This window comes from Paenarthrobacter sp. MSM-2-10-13 (assembly GCF_011605365.1).
GTDB lineage: Bacteria > Actinomycetota > Actinomycetes > Actinomycetales > Micrococcaceae > Arthrobacter.
In genome coordinates, this window is record NZ_JAAOXO010000013.1 from 107,556 (window position 1) to 126,787 (window position 19,232).

General features: G+C 62.3%; 16 protein-coding genes and 1 pseudogene. 9 read left to right on the forward strand and 8 right to left on the reverse strand.

Annotated elements, in window-relative coordinates:
- Positions 1 to 89 precede the first annotated feature (89 nt).
- Entirely contained in the window at positions 90 to 1,568 is a 1,479-nt protein-coding gene (locus HAV21_RS19720) for a lipase maturation factor family protein (RefSeq protein WP_166842843.1), read from the forward strand.
- Here the strand turns inward: HAV21_RS19720 and HAV21_RS19725 are convergent.
- A complete protein-coding gene (locus HAV21_RS19725; protein WP_166842844.1) occupies positions 1,539 to 2,624 on the reverse strand; it encodes a LacI family DNA-binding transcriptional regulator in 1,086 nt (361 codons plus the stop codon). The genes HAV21_RS19720 and HAV21_RS19725 overlap by 30 nt on opposite strands.
- A gap of 280 nt (positions 2,625 to 2,904) precedes the next feature.
- Between HAV21_RS19725 and HAV21_RS19730 the strand changes: the two genes are divergently transcribed.
- Genes HAV21_RS19730 through HAV21_RS19755 form a run of 6 tightly spaced genes read left to right on the forward strand, consistent with a single transcriptional unit; the run spans position 2,905 to position 9,175 of the window.
- On the forward strand, positions 2,905 to 4,224 hold the full coding sequence (locus HAV21_RS19730) for an extracellular solute-binding protein (protein ID WP_142939677.1): 1,320 nt from the start codon (positions 2,905 to 2,907) through the stop codon (positions 4,222 to 4,224).
- A 4-nt stretch (positions 4,225 to 4,228) separates the two neighbouring features.
- Entirely contained in the window at positions 4,229 to 5,167 is a 939-nt protein-coding gene (locus HAV21_RS19735; RefSeq protein WP_142939678.1) for a sugar ABC transporter permease, read from the forward strand.
- On the forward strand, positions 5,167 to 6,066 hold the full coding sequence (locus HAV21_RS19740) for a carbohydrate ABC transporter permease (RefSeq protein ID WP_142939679.1): 900 nt from the start codon (positions 5,167 to 5,169) through the stop codon (positions 6,064 to 6,066). Before HAV21_RS19735 ends, HAV21_RS19740 begins: the two co-directional genes overlap by 1 nt.
- A 30-nt stretch (positions 6,067 to 6,096) precedes the next feature.
- Positions 6,097 to 7,317, forward strand: a complete 1,221-nt coding sequence (locus HAV21_RS19745; RefSeq protein ID WP_166842845.1) for a Gfo/Idh/MocA family oxidoreductase — start codon at positions 6,097 to 6,099, stop codon at positions 7,315 to 7,317.
- Positions 7,318 to 7,349: 32 nt separating this feature from the next.
- Complete coding sequence (locus HAV21_RS19750; RefSeq protein ID WP_142939681.1) at positions 7,350 to 8,051, forward strand: ThuA domain-containing protein; 702 nt, start codon at positions 7,350 to 7,352, stop codon at positions 8,049 to 8,051.
- Positions 8,036 to 9,175, forward strand: a complete 1,140-nt coding sequence (locus HAV21_RS19755) for a Gfo/Idh/MocA family oxidoreductase (RefSeq protein ID WP_166842846.1) — start codon at positions 8,036 to 8,038, stop codon at positions 9,173 to 9,175. The genes HAV21_RS19750 and HAV21_RS19755 overlap by 16 nt, the downstream gene beginning before the upstream one ends.
- A 105-nt stretch (positions 9,176 to 9,280) precedes the next feature.
- On the opposite strand, the gene HAV21_RS19760 is transcribed toward HAV21_RS19755, so the two are convergent.
- From HAV21_RS19760 to HAV21_RS19790, 7 genes are read right to left on the reverse strand one after another with little or no spacing between them, the layout of a single operon-like run.
- A complete protein-coding gene (locus tag HAV21_RS19760; protein ID WP_166842847.1) occupies positions 9,281 to 10,150 on the reverse strand; it encodes a CoA ester lyase in 870 nt (289 codons plus the stop codon).
- Positions 10,151 to 10,190: 40 nt separating this feature from the next.
- Positions 10,191 to 10,676: a MaoC family dehydratase gene (locus tag HAV21_RS19765; RefSeq protein WP_142939684.1), complete on the reverse strand. Its 486-nt coding sequence runs from the start codon at positions 10,674 to 10,676 to the stop codon at positions 10,191 to 10,193.
- On the reverse strand, positions 10,673 to 11,425 hold the full coding sequence (locus HAV21_RS19770) for a CoA transferase subunit B (protein ID WP_142939685.1): 753 nt from the start codon (positions 11,423 to 11,425) through the stop codon (positions 10,673 to 10,675). The genes HAV21_RS19765 and HAV21_RS19770 overlap by 4 nt, the downstream gene beginning before the upstream one ends.
- A complete protein-coding gene (locus tag HAV21_RS19775) occupies positions 11,422 to 12,240 on the reverse strand; it encodes a CoA transferase subunit A (protein ID WP_166842848.1) in 819 nt (272 codons plus the stop codon). The genes HAV21_RS19770 and HAV21_RS19775 overlap by 4 nt, the downstream gene beginning before the upstream one ends.
- 20 nt (positions 12,241 to 12,260) lie before the next feature.
- Positions 12,261 to 13,424, reverse strand: a complete 1,164-nt coding sequence (locus tag HAV21_RS19780; RefSeq protein WP_166842849.1) for an acyl-CoA dehydrogenase family protein — start codon at positions 13,422 to 13,424, stop codon at positions 12,261 to 12,263.
- On the reverse strand, positions 13,421 to 15,598 hold the full coding sequence (locus HAV21_RS19785) for a biotin carboxylase N-terminal domain-containing protein (protein ID WP_166842850.1): 2,178 nt from the start codon (positions 15,596 to 15,598) through the stop codon (positions 13,421 to 13,423). Before HAV21_RS19785 ends, HAV21_RS19780 begins: the two co-directional genes overlap by 4 nt.
- A gap of 2 nt (positions 15,599 to 15,600) precedes the next feature.
- On the reverse strand, positions 15,601 to 17,211 hold the full coding sequence (locus HAV21_RS19790; RefSeq protein ID WP_166842851.1) for a carboxyl transferase domain-containing protein: 1,611 nt from the start codon (positions 17,209 to 17,211) through the stop codon (positions 15,601 to 15,603).
- 139 nt (positions 17,212 to 17,350) lie between these two features.
- Between HAV21_RS19790 and HAV21_RS19795 the strand changes: the two genes are divergently transcribed.
- The gene (locus HAV21_RS19795; protein ID WP_166842852.1) at positions 17,351 to 17,983 is read left to right on the forward strand and encodes a TetR family transcriptional regulator; all 633 of its coding nucleotides are present in this window, start codon (positions 17,351 to 17,353) and stop codon (positions 17,981 to 17,983) included.
- 71 nt (positions 17,984 to 18,054) lie between these two features.
- Positions 18,055 to 19,232, forward strand: a pseudogene (locus tag HAV21_RS22385) (hypothetical protein); the annotation flags it as partial.

Below are 19,232 nucleotides of genomic sequence, written 5' to 3' on the forward strand. Positions count from 1 at the left end.
TGCCACTGCCGGGGCCCGCGAACGGATGGCGGCGTATGTGGAAAATCGATGCCGCTTGACCAGTGCCGTCCGCTGCGTACCGTGGAATCGTGGAGTGGTTCTCCTGGTTTGATGCGCGGGACTATTTTGATGCGCGGGACTATGAATTTGCCCGGCAGGTGTTGCAGCGTGGCACAGCGGCGCTTTATGCCATTGCCTTCTTCTCCACGGTGAACCAGTTCCCGGCGCTCCTCGGCGAGCGCGGACTGTTGCCGGTACCGGCCTTCCTGGCTATGGCCCGTCGCCTTGGCCGGCCTACCCTGTTCCGGTGGCGCTACTCCGACCCGCTTCTCCGGGCTGTGTGCTGGACGGGTATTGGCGTGTCCATTCTGCTAGTCATTGGCCTGCCACAAACGGGGCCGCCCTGGCTGCCCATGCTGGCCTTTCTCACGTTGTGGTTCCTCTACATGTCAATCGTGAACGTTGGCCAGACGTTCTATGGTTTTGGTTGGGAGATCCTTCTTCTTGAGGCCGGTTTCACGGTGGCCTTCCTTGGTTCGGACCAGACTCCCCCACCGGCAACCATCCTCATTCTCATTTTGTGGCTGGTGTTTCGGCTTGAGTTCGGGGCCGGCATGATCAAGATCCGCGGCGGCCGTGAGTGGCGGGACATGACGGCGATGTTCTATCACCACCAGACACAGCCGATGCCCGGCCCGCTCAGCAGGCAGGCACATCTCCTGCCGCGTCCGCTGCACAAGGTGGAAGTGGTGGGCAATCATGGTGCGCAGCTGGTGGTGCCGTTCTTCCTCTTCGCCCCTCAACCGCTGGCCAGCATCGCAGCGGGCATCATCATCGTGACGCAGCTGTGGCTGGTGGGCACCGGTAATTTCGCCTGGCTGAACTGGGCGGCGATCGTCCTGGCGTTCGCCGCCGTCAGCGACCCGGTGGCCCATGCGGTTTTTCCGTTCATCCCCCTTGAGTGGCACGCAAGTGCCGATACCCCGGCGTGGTGGCTCGTCGTCGTCGTACTTGTCACCGTTCTGCTGGTGGTGTTCAGCTACCGCCCGCTCCTCAACCTCTTCTCCAGCCAGCAATTGATGAATGCCAGCTTTAACCGTTGGCGCCTGGTCAACGCCTATGGTGCTTTCGGGACGGTGACCAAGCAGCGCATTGAGATCGTGGTTGAGGGAACCTTGGACGAGGATCCCCACGCGCCCGATGAGCGATGGTTGGAGTATGGATTCAAGGGCAAGCCCGGCGATGTTCGTCGACTCCCCCGGCAATGGGCGCCGTACCATCTGCGCCTGGATTGGCTCATGTGGTTCCTGCCGCTGAGGACCGTCCATGAGGAATGGTTTTATGCTTTCCTGGACCGGCTGCTGGAAGCTGACAAGGCTACGCTTAGGCTGCTTCGACAAGACCCGTTCGACGGCGAACGCCCCCGTTGGGTGCGGGCGCGCAGCTACCTGTACCGTTTCGCCAGCCGTGCAGAGTTCCGCGGGACGGGCGAACGTTGGGTCCGGGTGCTGCTGTATGACGCCGTTCCGCCGGTGCAGTTAAGACCGGGACGCCGGCTTTCCGGATGAGGCTGGTTCCCGGGGTGAGGCTGGTTCCCGGGGCGACGCCGTGGATTCACGAACCACCAGGTGGGTTGCGAGTTCCACGCGCCTGGAGTCAATCTCTTCACCGTGCATTTGGCGAAGGATGAAGTTCAGCGCGGAACGCCCTATTTCCTGCAGTGGCTGGCTCACCGAGGTCAGTGGGGGCGTGGATTCTTCCGCCTGATAGGTTCCGTCGAACCCAACGAGGCTCATTTCCTCGGGGATTCGGATGTCCTGCCTCCGCGCCTCGGCCAGAACGCCCATGGCAATACTGTCGCTTGCGGCAAAGACTGCCGTGGGCGGATCTTCCAGGGCCACCAGGGACTTGAAAGCCGCCGCTCCGGTCTCGGGCCGGAACGGGCCCGCGGAAACATATTCATGTTCAACGGTGATGCCTTCGGCCATCAGTGCGGCCATGTAGCCGTGGAGCCTGGCCTGGCTGCATTCGGCGGTGGCGGGACCCCCGATGTAGGCAATGCGTCGATGCCCGAGTTCCAAGAGGTGCGTGGCGGCGGCTTTCCCTCCTGCCCAGTTGCTGGAGCCCACGCTGAACAGGTCAGCAGGTGGCGGATTCAGGGGGTCGATCACCACGATGGGAATCTGGCGTCTCTGGAAGGCTTCCAGCTGCGCGGCTCCGAACGCCGAGGTCACCACGATCATGCCGCTGCGGCCTTCATCGACCATGCGCTGCGCGCGTTCCTCAGGGCCCAGCGGCGGTGCTGCCTGCAGTCCGGTGACGGAGAGGATTACTTCCATGTCCGAAACGTTGGCCTGCTCCATGATCCCCTTGAGGACTTCCATGTTGTAGGCCGAGTTCAGAGAATCGAACACCGCCTCGACGGTCCGCTGGACGGGGTTGCCCTTGCGCTGAAGGGGTGATTTGTATCCGGTACGTTGCAGGGCTGCCAGGACACGGGCCCGGGTGCCTTGGGCCACGTCTCCACGCCCGTTGACCACTTTGGACACGGTGGGAACTGACACTCCGACCTCCTGCGCTACTGCAGAAAGGGTCAGCTTGGAGGGTCGGACTTCTGAGCTCACAGGTACCGCTTTCGAAAAGTTTCGGTTGCTCACAGTCTGCATCGGGAGGGGCGCACTCGTCAAACCGTCAGCCAGCACAACGAATTGATTGTCCAGCAGGCCTTGACGGTGATGTGCGTCACCGCTAAGTTTGGTGGGCACTTCGGAAAGGACTTCCGAAACATTTCGAAAAGTTGCTGGTGCTGGTGATCGAAGTTGATCCTCAGACCCGCGAAGTGCGGCTTTTACACGCACAACCGGGCGATCAGCGTCGAGCCCGAAGGACGAATGGAAACTGCACATGAATAATCTCAAGTTGCGCACCGCCGGAATGGCCGTTTCTGCAGCCGCATTGTCAATCTCCCTGGTCGCCTGCGGATCCTCAGGTCCGGCCGGGACAGGAGCCTCCGCGGACTCGGCAACCATGTGGGGACTGACCGGTGGTGACCAGCCTGTGTTCCAGGCATCCGTGGACTCGTGGAACAAGTCGCACCCCGACTCCGCCATCAAGCTCGACTTCTTCGCCAACGATGCATACAAGACCAAGGTCCGCACCGCTGTGGGCGCCGGCCAGGGCCCCACGCTCGTTTACGGGTGGGGCGGCGGTGTCCTCAAGTCCTACGTCGATGCCGGCCAAGTGGACGACCTGACCGGATTCCTCAAAGAGAACCCTGACGTCCAAAGCCGCTACCTTCCCTCCATCCTCGAGAGCGGCGTGATCGACGGCAAGACCTACGCGCTCCCCAACAACAAGGTCCAGCCCGTAGTGCTCTACTACAACAAGGAAGTCTTCGAGAAGATCGGGGCAGAACCGCCCAAGACCTGGGACGAGCTGATGGCGTTGGTCCCCAAGTTCAAGGATGCCGGCGTGGCACCCTTTTCCCTGGGTGGTCAGTCCAAATGGCCGGATCTGATGTGGCTTGAATACCTGGTGGACCGGATCGGCGGTCCTGAAGTCTTTGCAAACATTGCAGCCAACAAGCCGGACGCCTGGTCAGACCCGGCAGTGATCGAGGCGCTGACCAAGATCCAGGAACTGGTGGATGCCGGCGGCTTCATCAACGGCTTCTCCTCCATTGCCGCTGACAGCAACGCAGACCAGGCCCTGCTGTACACGGGCAAGGCCGCCATGATCCTGCAGGGCAGCTGGATCTACCAAGGCATGAAGAAGGACGCGGCCGACTTCGTTTCGAGCGGAAAGCTCGGATACACCCCCTTCCCCACTGTTGAGGGCGGCAAGGGTGACCCGGCGAACGTTGTGGGAAACCCGTCCAACTTCTGGTCCGTCTCTTCCAAGGCCACGGAAGAGCAAAAGAAAACCGCGCTGGAGTACGTCAAGGACGGAATGTTCAACGAAGAAAACGTCCAGGGCCTGATCAACTCAGGAGCAGTACCTGTGGTCACCGGCATTGAAGACAAGCTCGCGGCGTCACCTGACAAAGACTTCCTGACTTACGTGTACGGCATGGCCAAGGATGCCCCGGACTTCACGCTCTCCTGGGATCAGGCACTCAGCCCCGCACAAGGAGACGCCATGCTGGCCAACCTGGACCAGATTTTCCTGAAGAAGATCACCCCTGAGCAGTTCGCATCCACCATGAACGCGACGATCGGGAAGTAATACGGTGTCCGCAACTACCACCACTCCACCACGGGAGTTAGTCGCAGGAGGCACCCCGGGTACCCGACGGACCCTTGAAAAGGGTCCGTCGGGGTGGCTCGCCGTCCCCGCCCTGGCATTTTTCATGCTCTTCGCCATCCTCCCGCTTCTGGGAGTACTGTTCCTGAGCTTCACCCGCTGGGACGGCCTGGGCGAAATCAAACTGGACGGACTGTCCAGCTGGAACACCGTCCTGGCCGATCCTGTGACGGGCAACGCGTTGCTGGTGACGGCCAAGATCATGTTTTTCTCCTTCATAGTCCAGGCACCCATCAGTCTGCTGCTCGGCGTCTTCACAGCTGCAAGCCAGAAGTATCGCGCCGCACTGGCCGTCCTGTACTTCGTGCCGCTGCTGCTCTCTTCGGCAGCCGTAGCCATCGCTTTCAAAGCGCTGCTGGACCCCAACTTCGGCCTCGGCCCCGGCCTGGGCCTGCCCTTCCTTGCCCAGGACTGGCTGGGCAACTCTGATCTGGTGCTGTTCGTAGTGGTTTTCGTGATCGCCTGGCAGTTCGTGCCCTTCCACACCCTGATCTACCAAGGCGGCGTGCGACAGATTCCCGCTTCACTGTACGAAGCTGCGCAAATTGACGGCGCCGGCCGTGTCCAGCAGTTCTTCAACATCACGTTGCCGCAGCTGAAGTACACCATGATCACGTCCTCCACGCTCATGGTGGTGGGTTCCCTGGCCTACTTCGACTTGGTCTTCGTGCTGACAGCCGGTGGGCCCGGTTACTCCACCAGGCTCCTGCCGCTGCACATGTACCTCACCGGCTTCAAAGCGAATGACATGGGAGCGGCGAGCGCCTTGGGAGTCATCCTCGTTGTTATCGGCCTGGCCCTGGCACTGCTCCTGCAACGACTCGGCGGCAAGAACCGCAACGCCAGCCAACTGGAAGGTGCGTAATGGCTTCCACCACCCAACTCCCCACAGCCCCGGCAGCGGTCCCCGAAAAGGTGACCACCCGCCGTCGGCCCCCAAAAATTGGCCGTTCGCGGCCAAACTTCCTGGGCGGCCTGGGCGGCTGGCTCTGGCTGGCCGTCATCATTGTGCCCGTGTACTACGTGGTGATCACCAGTTTGAAGAACCAGGCGGGATTCTTCACGTCCAACCCGATGCTGCCACCGGTAGAGCCAACCTTGGACAACTACAAGCTTGTCCTGGAGAACGACTTCGCAAAGTACTTCGCCAACAGCCTCATCGTCACCGTGGGCAGTGTTGTTCCGGCGCTGTTCGTTGCCTTTATGGCTGCTTACGCCATTGTGCGCGGCAAGGGCCGGTTCCTGAGCTGGACCAACAATCTCTTCCTCCTGGGCCTGGCCATTCCGCTGCACGCAACCATCATCCCCATCTACTGGATGATCACCAAGGCCCACATGTACGACACTTTGTTGGCACTGATCCTGCCCTCCATAGCGTTCGCCATCCCCGTATCGGTGCTCATTCTCTCCAACTTCATGCGGGATGTTCCCAACGAGCTTTTTGAGTCGATGCGACTGGACGGCTGTTCTGACTGGGCCATGATGTGGCGACTGGCGTTGCCCATGACCAAGCCCGCTGTTATCACGGTTGGTATCTACAACGCACTCCATGTGTGGAACGGATTCCTGTTCCCGCTGATCCTCACGCAAAGTCCGGACACAAGGGTTCTGCCACTGTCGCTGTGGACCTTCCAAGGCGAGTTCAGTGTCAACATCCCGGCCGTGCTCGCCTCCGTGGTGCTGGCAACGCTGCCGCTGCTGGTGATTTATGTGGTGGCCCGCCGTCAGTTGCTCAGCGGCCTCACCGCAGGCTTCAGCAAATAGCCGGCTACCACCAACCAGAAAGGACTTCCCATGACAGAAACCCGACCCCTTCGTGTGGGCATGGTGGGCTACGCCTTCATGGGCGCCGCCCACTCCCACGCCTGGCGTACCGCGCCACGATTTTTTGACCTACCCCTCATTCCGGAACTGACCGCCGTGGCGGGCAGGAACGAGGAAGGCGTGCGGGCAGCAGCCAGTAAATACGGCTGGGCATCCATCGAGACTGATTGGCGCCGCCTCATTGAGCGCGACGACATCGACCTCATCGACATCTGCACCCCCGGCAACACCCACGCGGAGATAGCGATCGCAGCGCTCGAGGCCGGCAAGCATGTCCTCTGCGAGAAGCCCTTGGCCAACTCGGTGGAAGAAGCCGAAAAAATGACACAGGTGGCCCGTGCCGCGGCCGAACGCGGCGTGTTATCCATGTGTGGCTTCAGTTATCGGCGCACCCCTGCCTTGGCACTGGCCAAGCGAATGGTGGACGACGGCCGCCTGGGCGAGATCCGGCACGTCCGCGCACAGTACCTTCAGGACTGGCTCAGTGACGCTGATGCTCCGCTGACCTGGCGACTGGACAAGTCCAAGTCCGGGTCCGGTTCACTTGGGGACATCGGCGCGCACAGCATCGATGCCGCGCAATGGATCACCGGACTGAACATCACCGGGGTCTCCGCCCTGCTGGAGACGTTCGTGAAGGAACGCCCGGTAGGCGGCGACTTTGTGGGCCTGGGCGGTCATGGCGGCACAGATGGGCCGCGGGGTCCGGTCACGGTTGATGACGCTGCGCTGTTCACCGCCCGTTTTCAGGCCAAGCACGACGGCGGCGCTGACGCCAACGCAAGTGGCCGCACCGCCGCCGGGCCTATCGGCATCTTCGAAGCAACCCGTTTCGCCCTGGGACGCAAGAACGCCATGCGCCTGGAACTGAACGGCACCAAGGGCTCACTGGCCTTTGACTTCGAAGACATGAACTCCCTGCAGTTCTATGATTCCGCACTGGAACCGGATGCAGGCTTCCGCAAGATCATGGTCACCGAACCGTCCCACCCCTACACCGCCAACTGGTGGCCCACCGGCCACGGCCTCGGCTACGAGCACGGCTTTACGCACCAGGTGGTTGACCTCGTCACTGCCATCGACGCAGGCGAGCAGCCTACGCCGTCGTTCGATGACGCATTGCAGGTGCAAAAAGTGCTGGCCGCCGTCGAGGCGAGCGCAGAGAACGCAAGCCGCTGGCAGAACGTCTGAGCCATATGAATACGCCCGATACGAAGGAAACCATGACAAGCAACAACAAGACAGCGCTGGTGGTCCGCGGCGGATGGGACGGACACCAGCCGGTGGAAGCCACAGAGCTGTTCATCCCATTCTTGAAGGACAACGGCTACGACGTCCGGGTGGAGGAATCCCCCAAGATCTACGCAGACCCCGACTACATGTCCGGCGTGGACCTGATCGTGCAATGCATGACCATGACCACCATCGAAAAAGATGAGTTCGAGGGCCTGCGCTCTGCCGTTGAAAACGGTACCGGCTTGGCTGGCTGGCACGGCGGCATCGCTGATTCCTACCGCAACAACTCGGACTACCTGCACCTGATCGGCGGCCAGTTCGCCTGCCACCCGGGCAAGCATGCCGACGAGCTGATCGGTGAACAATCGGACAACTACGTCCCCTACACCGTCAACATGCTTCCCGCGGCCTCCGTACACCCCATCACCCAGGGAATCGCTGACTTCGACCTCGTCACCGAGCAGTACTGGGTCTTGTCCGATGACTACATCGACGTCCTGGCCACCACTACCCAAAAAGTCCGCGCATGGGACCCGTGGAACCGCGAAGTGACCTCGCCGGCCATCTGGACCCGTCAATGGGGCAAAGGCAAAATCTTCGTCTGCACCCCCGGCCACCGCGTGGAAATCCTCCAGGACAGCAACGTCCGTACCATCATTGAAAGGGGCATGCTGTGGGCGTCTCGATAACCCCTGCCAAGTCGCTAAACGTCGGAGTCATCGGCTGTGGCGCCATCATCGCCCAGTACCTGAGCAACTTCCGTCGGCTCGATTCCCTCAGCCTGGTAGCCGTCGCGGACCTTGACCCGGCGCGGGCGCAGGCCGTGGCCGACTCCTACGATGGTGTCCGGGCACTAACAGTGGACGAGCTCCTGGCAGCCGATGATGTGGACCTCGTCCTCAACCTCACCATCCCTGCCGCTCATGCCGACATCGCCCTACGAGCCATCGCAGCCGGAAAATCCGTGTATGGCGAAAAGCCACTGGCTGCCACCACCGCTGAGGCGCAGGAAGTACTGGATGCGGCCGCGGCGGCGGGGGTTGTGGTTGGCTGCGCACCGGACACCGTGCTGGGAACCGGAATCCAGACAGCCCGCAAGGCGATCGACGACGGACTGATCGGGGCGCCAATTTCGGCAACAGCCACCATGGCCACGCCAGGCCACGAACGCTGGCACCCGAACCCCGATTTCTACTATCAGCCCGGCGGCGGACCACTGCTGGACATGGGCCCCTACTACGTCTCGGCGCTGGTCACACTTCTCGGCCCCGTGGTGTCAGTGGTCGGCGCTGCCAGCCACACGCGCAGCGAACGCACCATTGGTTCGGGCCCTCGTGAGGGACAGGTGGTTCCCGTGGACATCGACTCACATGTCACCGGGGTTCTGGTCCATGAGTCCGGTGCCTTGTCCACCCTATTCATGAGCTTCGACGCCGTACGGACGAAGAGCCCCAACATTGAGATCCACGGCGAGACGGGCTCGTTGATCGTCCCTGACCCCAATCATTTCGACGGCGATGTGCAGCTGTTCGCGCTTGGTGCCGAGGATTGGGAAACACTGCCCGTCTCCGCTGGGTATGTGGACTCCGGACGTGGCTTCGGCATCGCGGACCTCGCGGCCACTCCAGCCGGACAGGAACCACGCGCCGGCGGCCAGCTGGCCTTCCATGCCTTGGACGTCATGGAATCTGTGTTGGAATCGGCCAGGAGCGGGCAGTCGGTGGCCATCAAGAGCACGGCCTCGCGGCCCGCTGTGGTGGAACTGACGGAACTGGTCAAACAGAAGGAACTCTCGACGCCGGTACGCGCCTAGCGCTCCGGCCGCCCCAACGAATCCGGTCACCCCAACGAATCCGGTCACTGTTCGCTCACTTCGCCGTTCTACGGTGCGTGGGACGATCAGGGGCCGGATTCGTCGTTAGTGCTTTGCGCGGCGGAGGGTTGCTTCCGCGTGCTTGAGGATGGGGCCGTCGATCATCTTCCCCTTGAACTGGAACACACCAGTGCCTGCCGCGGCTGCCGCTTCCAGGAGTTCTTTGGCTTGGGCTACGGCTTCGTCGGTGGGAGCGTAGGCCTCCCGGACCACGGCCACCTGGTTCGGGTGGATGCAGGCTTTCGCTCCGAAGCCACTGGCCACGGCATCCCGGGACTCAGCGGACAAACCGTCAAGGTCCGGGATATTCACGTACACGGAATCGATGGCTTCCTTACCCGCAGCCTTGGCGGCAAGCAGGACAGCGGACCGCGAGTGAAGAGCGACAGCCCGGTACCCGCCGTCGTCGTTCCTGCTGGAAAGGCCACCGAGGGAAGCCAGCAGGTCCTCGGCTCCCCACATCAGAGCCACGACGTTCGGCTCGGCGGCGATCGAAGCAGCGTTGACGATGCCTGACGCGGTTTCACACAGCGCGATCACCTGATAGCCAGCCAAGGCCCTCAGCTGCTCCGCGCTCTCCGCCTTGGCCAACATGACCGTGCGGTAGGGCGTCTGGGCCAGGGCCTGAAGGTCGAGCTCGAACTCCGGAGTCCCCACGGGATTCACCCGAACAATAGTGCGGCTTGGCTCAAGACCGCCGGTGCCGGACTGCCCTGAACCCGCCAGTTCAAGGATCGCGTCGCGGGCGCCCGGCTTGTCCGCAGGAGCCACAGCGTCCTCGAGGTCAAGGATGACGGCGTCGGACCGCTCAGCAGCCTTCCCGAAGCGCTCAGGCCTGTCGGCAGGGCAGAACAGGAGGGCCGGTCCCATGGTGAACGGGAGAACCGCCGTGGTTGACGAGTCGGTGGAAGGCATGCGGATTCCTTGCTGCTGATGTGCTGACACGAACGGAGAACTATGACTGCGCGGCGTGAGCTTCCTTGGTCCACATCAGGCAGGTCCGGGTTGCCAAAGCCACCACTGCCCCATCCTGGTTTCGGCCGGTGTGTTGCATGGTCACCACGCCTTGACCGGGCCGCGAAGACGACAGCCGTTTCCCCGTAATCACTGTTTCCGTGTACAAGGTATCGCCATGAAACAGCGGATGCGGAAACGTGACATCCGTCAGCCCCAGCTGCGCGATGATGGTGCCCTGCGTCAGCTGTGTCACGGACTGCCCCACCATGGTGGACAGAGTAAACATTGAGTTCATGAGCCTCTGCCCGAACGGCTGCCCGGAACTCCAGGCCGAGTCCAGATGCAACGCCTGCGTGTTCATGGTCATGGTGGTGAAGAGGACATTGTCCGTCTCGGTGACGGTGCGGCCAGGCTTGTGCGCGTAAATCACGTCTTCTTCGAGCTCGTCGAAATAGAGCCCGCGCTGTTCAACCACCCGCGTCATACAGTGAGCTCCTGGTCTTCTTCGAACAGCTCGGCGCCGGTAGCGGCCAAGACGTCCTCAAGGGTGACGTTGGGGGCCAGTTCGCGGAGGACCAAACGCGGATCACCTTCATCCTTGACCACATCGATCACCGCCAAATCCGTGATGATCCGGTCCACGCAACCTTTTCCTGTGAGCGGGAGTGTGCAGTCCTGGACGATCTTCGGCCTGCCGTTGCGGTCCACGTGTTCCATCATGACAATGACTTTCTTGGCACCGAACACCAGGTCCATTGCTCCGCCCATGCCCTTGACCATCTTGCCGGGAATCATCCAATTGGCCAGGTCGCCGTTCGCGGCCACCTCCATGGCACCCAAAACTGCTACGTCCACGTGCCCGCCACGGATCATGCCGAAGGACGCCGCCGAATCAAAGAATGCAGCCCCGGCATTGGTGGTGACCGTTTCCTTGCCCGCGTTGATGAGGTCCGGATCAATGTTTTCCTCAGCCGGGTATGGACCCACGCCCAGGATCCCGTTCTCCGAATGAAGGATGACCTCCACGCCCTCCGGAATGTAGTTGGGGATCAGCGTGGGCATCCCGATGCCCAGGTTCACGTACTGCCCGTTGGTGAGTTCCTTGGCCACCCGGGCGGCCAGTTCGTTGCGGGTCCAGCCTTTGGCTTCGTGATGTTCGACGTCGGCGCGGCGGTACTCGTGCCGGACGGCTTCGGGACGGGGTGGGATGTCCTGGTACGTGTTGTCGGTCATCGTTCCGCTCCTGACTGGGCTGTTCCGGACTGGCCTGGTGCTGACTGGCTGGGCCCGGTACTAGGGGCCAGTGCCACCGTCCGCTTTTCTATGCGCTTCTCGCTCGAGGTGGCCACCACCACCCGCTGGACGAAAATCCCCGGCGTATGGATACGCTCCGGGTCCAGCTCGCCGGGTTCCACCAACTCCTCCACTTCGGCAATGGTGGTCCTTGCCGCCATGGCGCAAAGTGGGTTGAAGTTCATGGCCGTCGCGTGGAACACCAGATTCCCGTGCCGGTCGCCCTTCCAGGCATGGACCAGGCCGAAGTCCGGTGTCAGGGACTCTTCCAGCACGTAGTCCGCGTCATTGAAGGTGCGTACCTCCTTGGGCGAGGAGGCCAGCGCAACGTTCCCCTCGGCGTCGTACTTCTGCGGGAGGCCGCCCTCGGACACTTGGGTTCCCACACCTGCTTTGGTGTAGAACGCAGGAATGCCGGCGCCACCGGCGCGGAGCTTCTCAGCCAGGGTGCCCTGCGGAGTGAGGACCACTTCCAACTCGCCCGACAGGTACTGTCGGGCAAATTCCTTATTCTCGCCGACGTAGGAGCTGATGGTGCGCCGGATACGACCATCCTTGAGGAGAATGCCAAGGCCCCAGTCGTCCACGCCGCAGTTGTTGCTGACCGTCTCAAGATCCGTGGTGCCTTGGCTGTACAGGGCGTCGATCAGGGAAACGGGGATGCCGCATAAACCGAAACCTCCCACCGCCAGCGAGGCTCCGTCCGGGATGTCCTTCACCGCTTCCGCGGCGCTGGCAACAACCTTGTCAATCATCCTTGATCCTTCCCGTACGGTTACAGACCCAGCTCGCGGGCGATGAGCATCAACTGGACTTCGGTGGTGCCCTCCCCGATTTCAAGGATCTTGGAATCGCGGTAATGGCGCGCCACCGTGAATTCGTTGATGAAGCCATAGCCGCCGAACACCTGGGTGGCGTCCCGCGCGTTGTCCATGGCTGCCTCGCCTGCGACCATCTTAGCGATGGCCGCTTCGGTCTTGAACGGCTTGCCCGCCAGCATCCTGGAAGCGGCGTCGTAGTAGGCCAGGCGGGCAGTGTGGGCCCTTGCCTGCATCCGGGCGATCTTGAACTGGATGGCCTGGTACTTACCGATGTTCTGCCCGAACGCGCTGCGTTCCCTGGCGTACTTCACGGACAAGTCCACGCAACCTTGAGCCGCGCCGGTGGCCAGCGCAGCAATCGCGATGCGGCCCTCGTCCAGTATGGAAAGGAAGTTCGCGTAGCCCCGGCCGCGCTCGCCCAGGAGGTTGGCTTCCGGGACGCGGACGTTGTCCAGGGTGAGCGGGTGAGTATCCGATGCGTTCCAACCCACCTTGTTGTACGGTTTCTCTGCCCGGAAACCGGGTGTGTCCGTAGGGACAAGAATGGTGGAGATTTCCTTCTTGGTGCTGCCGTCGGCGTTCTCTTTTTTTCCTGTGACTGCCGTGACGGTGACCAGCGTGGTGATGTCCGTACCGGAGTTGGTGATGAACTCCTTGTTGCCGTTGATGACCCATTCGCCGTTGTCCAGGTGGGCGTTGGTCTTGGTACCGCCGGCGTCCGAACCGGCTTCGCGCTCGGTCAGGCCGAAACCAGCCAGAGAACGTCCGGACGCCAACTGTGGCAGCCACTCTTGCTTCTGTTCCTCCGTGCCGAAACGGAACACCGGCATGGCGCCCAGGGAGACTCCGGCTTCGAGGGTGATGGCCACCGACTGGTCCACACGTCCCAGCTGCTCCAATGCCAAGGCAAGGGCGAAGTAGTCTCCGCCCATCCCGCCAAACTCTTCCGGGAACGGCAGGCCAAACAGGCCCATCTCCCCCATCTGCTTCACAACCTCGTAGGGGAAGCTGTGCTCCTCATCGTGCTTGGCGGATACCGGTGCCACAACTTCGTCGGCGAACTCGCGGACGGAATCGCTGAGGTCCTGGTACTCCTCATTCAGGTCAAACGTGCTCATGGCTGGACTTCCTTGTCTGTGTTCGTGTCTGTGGTGGCCGTGGCGTCAGCGGCGTCGGCCACGTGAATGGTGGCGAGCACCTGGTCGGCTTTGACCAAATCCCCGGTCTTGCTGGTGAGGTGGACGGTTCCAGCAACGGAGGCCACCAGTTGGTGCTCCATCTTCATCGCTTCCACGGCAAGGAGGGCTTGGCCTTCCTCCACGGTGTCTCCGTCGGCTACAGACACGGAAACCACCGTCCCAGGCATGGGTGAGCGCACCTCCGGATCCGCCGCGCCTTCTTCGCGCTGGATCCCGGCGAGCATCCGCCGCAGTCGCTCGGCCCGATTCAGGACTTCAAGCCGGCAGGACCAGCCGTCGTTGCCCACAAAGAGTTCGTGCACACCGGTGCGCCCGCCCGACGCAACGCCAACGTCGAAGGTGACCGGACCGTCGTCGAACTCCACTGCGAGCCTGTTGTCACCGCGGTCCGCCACCCTGACGTCCACCGGGCTCCCGCCGTCGACGCTAGCCCTGACGGTATCGCCCTCCTCAGTGATTGACACCGTCGCGATTGCACCCCCCGGAACACCGAAAGTGGCTGTCCACGCGCCGCGGCCGCCGACGCGCCAAGCATCGGGAGTCCGCCACGCGTCACCAGCGAGCACCGATCCTGTGCGCTCCAGCCACAGAGTGAGAGCGGCGGCGATCAATTCCCTGGGACCAGCATGCCGGAACTCCATGGACGGCAGCCTGCGCTCAATCAGCCCGGTGTCGAGGCGCCCGGCCCGGACGTCAGGATCGTTGATCAGCAGGCGCAGGTACTCCACATTCGTGTCCACGCCCAGCAGCGTGTAACGGCCAAGGGCAGCGTTAAGGGTATCCAGCGCTGACGCCCTGTCCTCGCCCCACGCGATGACCTTGGCCAGCATGGGATCGTAGTCCCCGGTGATCTCCAGGTTGTGGCGCATGGCGGAATCGATCCGCACCTTGGCGTGGGTGCGTTGCTGACCGGTCACGGTTGAATCCGACTCGCCCTGCTCAGCGAGCGCCACGATCCGCCCCATGGAAGGCATGAAGTTCCGCTCCGGCACCTCGGCGTAAACGCGCGCCTCCACGGCGTGGCCGTTAAGTTCGACGTCGGACTGCGCCACGGTGAGCACCTCACCGGCGGCGATCCTCACCTGCCATTCCACGAGGTCGATACCCGTGACCATCTCCGTGACGGGATGCTCCACCTGCAGCCGGGTGTTCATCTCCATGAAGAAAAACTCATCGGGGTGCTCATCGGACACCAGGAACTCGACAGTTCCCGCGCCACTGTAATTGACCGAACGCGCTGCATTGCAGGCCGCCTCGCCAATGCTGGCCCGCTCCTCCGCGCCGTCCGGCAATGATCCGAACAGGGCCGACGGGGCTTCCTCAATGACCTTCTGGTGTCGCCGCTGAAGTGAACACTCGCGCTCGCCGAGGTGGATCACGTTGCCATGGTTATCGGCCAGGACCTGGACCTCGATGTGACGGGGTGCGCGGATGAGCCGCTCCAGGAAGAGGGTGTCGTCACCAAATGCGGACGCTGCCACGCGCCTTGCGGTTGCGAGCGTGGAGGGCATATCTTCGGGTCTTTCCACCACGTGCATGCCTTTGCCCCCGCCACCTGCGGACGGTTTGATCAGCAAGGGGAACCCAACTTCGGGGGCGGCCTGGATCAAGTCCTGATCGCTGAGTCCGGGCTGCGCGATGCCCGGTACGCAGGGGACGTCGTACGCCATCACGTGGTTTTTGGAGCGGATTTTGTCGCCCATCACCTCAATGGCACCGATACCGGGACCTATGAAGGTAATGCCCGCCGCATCCAGAGCCTTGGCGAACTCCACATTTTCAGACAGGAAGCCGTAGCCCGGGTGGACTGCCTCCGCGCCGCTTCGATGGCACGCGTCGATGATGGCGTCAATCTTCAAATAGCTCTCGGCGGGCGCTGTGCCGCCGATGCCGACAGCGGTATCGGCGAGGGCCACGTGCTTGGCATTCTTGTCGGCATCCGAGTAAACGGCGACGGAGCGGATGCCCATCTCCTTCAGGGTCCGGATGACACGGCAGGCGATCTCACCACGGTTGGCAACAAGGACGGCGTTGAAGGTTCGGGCTTCGACTGCGGTGGTGGTTGTTGCTGTGGTTGTTGTTGGCAGGGTCATGGTCACATCCTGAAAAGACCGAAGGAGGTCTCGGGCAGTTGTTGGCGGGAGACAACGTCCAAGGCCATGCCCAGGACACGCCGCGTGTCAGCGGGATCGATGATTCCGTCATCCCATAGCCTTGCAGTGGAGTAGTAGGGGCTTCCCTGGTCTTCGTACTGTTGCTTGATGGGAGCTTTGAAGGCTTCTTCGTCCTCGGCTGACCATTCCTGTCCGGCTGCCTCGTACTGGTCCCTTTTGACCGTGGCGAGGACGCTGGAGGCTTGATTTCCACCCATCACTGAAATGCGGGCCGCAGGCCACGTCCACAGGAAACGCGGCGAGTAGGCCCGGCCACACATGGAGTAGTTGCCGGCACCGAAGGACCCACCGATCACCACTGTCAGCTTGGGCACGCGGGCCGTAGCCACAGCAGTAACCATCTTGGCGCCGTTCTTGGCGATGCCACCTTGTTCGACGTCTTTACCCACCATGAAGCCGGAGAGGTTCTGCAGGAAGATCAACGGAATGCCTCGCTGATCGCAGAGCTCGATGAAATGGGCGCCTTTGAGGGACGATTCGCTGAAGAGGACGCCGTTGTTGGCCACGATGCCCACGGGGTGGCCGTGCAGGTGCGCGAATCCGGTCACCAGCGTGGTGCCGTAGTTCTTCTTAAACTCGTGGAATTCGGAACCATCCACGAGCCTCGCGATGACTTCTCGGACGTCATACTGGGCGTTGACGTCCGTGGGAACCACACCGTAGATCTCTGAAGGATCGACGACGGGCGGCAGGACGGCGTCGGACATGTCCCATGCCGGCTGCGCCGGCTTCGGCAACGTCGCCACGATGTCCCGCACAATTTCCAGCGCGTGCTGGTCGTTCTCGGCCAAATGGTCCGTGACCCCGGAAATCCTTGAATGGACGTCGCCGCCGCCAAGTTCCTCTGCGGTGACGATCTCGCCGATGGCTGCCTTAACCAGCGGCGGACCACCCAGGAAGATGGTGCCCTGGTTCCGCACGATGACCGTCTCGTCACTCATTGCAGGAACATAGGCGCCGCCTGCCGTGCACGATCCCATGACGGATGCGATCTGCGGGATCTTGGCCGCGGACATTTTGGCCTGGTTGTAGAAGATCCGGCCGAAGTGTTCCTTGTCCGGGAAGACCTCGTCCTGCTTGGGCAGGAATGCCCCTCCTGAATCCACGAGGTAGATGCACGGGAGCTTGTTCTCCAGGGCGATTTCCTGGGCCCGGAGGTGCTTTTTCACGGTCATGGGGTAGTAGGTGCCGCCTTTGACTGTGGCGTCATTGGAGATCACCAGCACATGGCGGCCATGGACCAGGCCAATGCCCGCGATAACCCCGGCACCCGGGGAATCGTCGTTGTACATGCCGTTGGCAGCCAAAGGTGCGATCTCCAGGAACGGACTGCCGTCATCAAGCAAGTAGTCGATCCGTTCGCGCGGAAGAAGTTTCCCGCGGGCGATATGCCGCTCCCGGAACTTTGCCGGGCCGCCGAGGGCCGCCGTCGCCAGACGCTCCTTCAGCTCGGCCACTAAGGCCACTTGCGCGTCGTGGTTAGCTTCGAAGATGCCGCCCGCGGTTCGCATCAGACTGGAAATTGTCTCCATTGACCCCTGTTCCATTCCCGGCCACAGGCCATTTCGGTTAGTGCCACGTAACTGAAATTTAGGTTAGTCTTTATTAACTGTGATGTCCAGCACAGCCGGCCCCGCAAGTACTGGGACTGAACTGGCCAAGGAGGAAAACGTGACCGGAGGTCAGGAAGCAAGTATCAACAGCACCCGGGCCCCTGCCACCCAACGCGGTCAGGCGAAGGAGCTCCGCAGGTTGGCCTTATTGTCTGCAGCCGCCGGACTGTTTGCCGAGAACGGCTTTACCCGAGTCTCCCTTGAAGACCTCGGAGCGGCAGCGGGAGTCAGTGGACCCGCCGTCTACCGGCATTTTCCGGGCAAGCAAGCGGTCCTTGGCGAACTTCTCCTCAGTGTCAGCCGCGACCTCCTGGACGGCGGATTGCAGGTGGTATCGGAGTCGGACGATCCCCGGTCCGCGCTTCAAGGCCTGATCCGGTTCCAGGTTGATTTCGCGCTCAGCAATCCAGACGTCATTCGTGTCCAGGACCGGGACTTCGGAAGTCTCAGCGATGCCGACCAAGCAGAAGTCAGATCCCTCCAGCGCAGTTACGTTGAAACGTGGGTTGACGTCCTGGCCCGTATTCACACCGACGCAGATGTCGCCGGCCTCCGGGTCCGGGCACACGCAGCCTTTGGATTGATCAATTCCACACCCCACTCGGTGCGCCACCACGGCAGGAAAATTGCTGTGAAGTCCGCCAGGCCTATCCTGGAACAGATGGCTTTCGCTGCTCTGACGTCTGCCTGATTTTTCCGTCGGTTGGGGCCGTCTTTGAACGTTGCGCTAAAAATGTCAGACCCCAATGATTTGATTTATTCATGGAGAAATTGGCGCAGTCGACGGCATCATGCGCGGAATCGTCCCCTGCTGTTGCTGCCCTGGCCGCGGTGCGGTCACAGCGCAGTGGGAGGGCGCCGCACCTGATCAAGGCCGGGCGTACCGATTCGACGGCGCACATCACGGTGATCGAACATTTCCATGGCGTTGGAATGGCCAACGATACTGGTCGGCTGGACGGCGACAGACGGCTTAAGGACGCTGGGCGACTCTACGGAACTGCGCCGGTCAAGGCTCCCGGCGGGCTCAACAGCCCAAAACATCTCAGCGGCGAGGCTAACTCCGCCCGGAGTTCGAAGTCCAACTCCGCACCGATTTTGGAGTCCACCGCCGCCCCCACCATAGGTGCGCAGGTCGACAACACGGCCTTGACGCTCGACCCACGGCGGAAGGCTTGGGCCCACTCCAGCCCGGACTCTGATCGGCCGATTCAACGCCCGCACGGGCAGATTCCTGAACCCACTGCCGTTTCGGGATCGGACTTCTCTACGCTCCTTGACGAGGGCGCTGCGCTTCTTGACTCCGCACGCTTGTCAGCGGCCGATGAGGTGCGGTTGTTGGGGTTTGTTGAGGCGGCTGATTTCGCGGGCAGGGTCGAGGAGATCTCGCGGTCGGTGGAGTATTTGCAGGTGGTCGCTGCTCAGGCGGTGGAACGGACCCGAAAGGAAGCACTGCAAGCTCGGCCGGGGGCGTCAGCGGCCGCGCCGGAATGGCGGACGGGTTGGACCGAGCCGGCAGGGGCTTCGACGGTTCCTGCAGCCGCAGTCTCAATGGGAGCGGCCCCGGCGGGAGCTAGCCAGGCGGAACCGGCCCACACGGAAGCTAGCCAGGCCGAACCGGACCCAACACGAGCTAGCCCCGCCGAACCGGCCCACACAAGAACCGCGCCGGTTGGCAGTTTCTTGGATGATGGGTACCGGAACACGGCAGAGTTCCTTCGGGCCCGGTTGCGGATCGGTATCGGTGAGGCGCGGCGCAGGCTCGCCCTCGCCACCGAGGCCCTCTCCCACACCGGGATGACCGGCCAGGACATCCCGGCCCGCCGCGAAGCCCTCGCCGACGCCCTCGCCTCCGGAGAGCTGCCCTCACGCTCGGCGTCGATCATCAGCACCGCCCTGGACAAAGTCCGGCACCTCGCCGATGAAGAAATGCTCACCCG

Excerpts from the sequence above, each read along its gene's own strand:
- HAV21_RS19730 (WP_142939677.1), top strand. The coding sequence starts at position 2,905 with ATGAATAATCTCAAGTTGCGCACCGCCGGAATGGCCGTTTCTGCAGCC.
- HAV21_RS19740 (WP_142939679.1), top strand. The coding sequence starts at position 5,167 with ATGGCTTCCACCACCCAACTCCCCACAGCCCCGGCAGCGGTCCCCGAA.
- HAV21_RS19745 (WP_166842845.1), top strand. The coding sequence starts at position 6,097 with ATGACAGAAACCCGACCCCTTCGTGTGGGCATGGTGGGCTACGCCTTC.
- HAV21_RS19750 (WP_142939681.1), top strand. The coding sequence starts at position 7,350 with ATGACAAGCAACAACAAGACAGCGCTGGTGGTCCGCGGCGGATGGGAC.
- HAV21_RS19760 (WP_166842847.1), bottom strand. The coding sequence starts at position 10,150 with ATGCCTTCCACCGACTCGTCAACCACGGCGGTTCTCCCGTTCACCATG.
- HAV21_RS19765 (WP_142939684.1), bottom strand. The coding sequence starts at position 10,676 with ATGACGCGGGTGGTTGAACAGCGCGGGCTCTATTTCGACGAGCTCGAA.
- HAV21_RS19770 (WP_142939685.1), bottom strand. The coding sequence starts at position 11,425 with ATGACCGACAACACGTACCAGGACATCCCACCCCGTCCCGAAGCCGTC.
- HAV21_RS19775 (WP_166842848.1), bottom strand. The coding sequence starts at position 12,240 with ATGATTGACAAGGTTGTTGCCAGCGCCGCGGAAGCGGTGAAGGACATC.
- HAV21_RS19780 (WP_166842849.1), bottom strand. The coding sequence starts at position 13,424 with ATGAGCACGTTTGACCTGAATGAGGAGTACCAGGACCTCAGCGATTCC.
- HAV21_RS19785 (WP_166842850.1), bottom strand. The coding sequence starts at position 15,598 with ATGACCCTGCCAACAACAACCACAGCAACAACCACCACCGCAGTCGAA.
- HAV21_RS19790 (WP_166842851.1), bottom strand. The coding sequence starts at position 17,211 with ATGGAGACAATTTCCAGTCTGATGCGAACCGCGGGCGGCATCTTCGAA.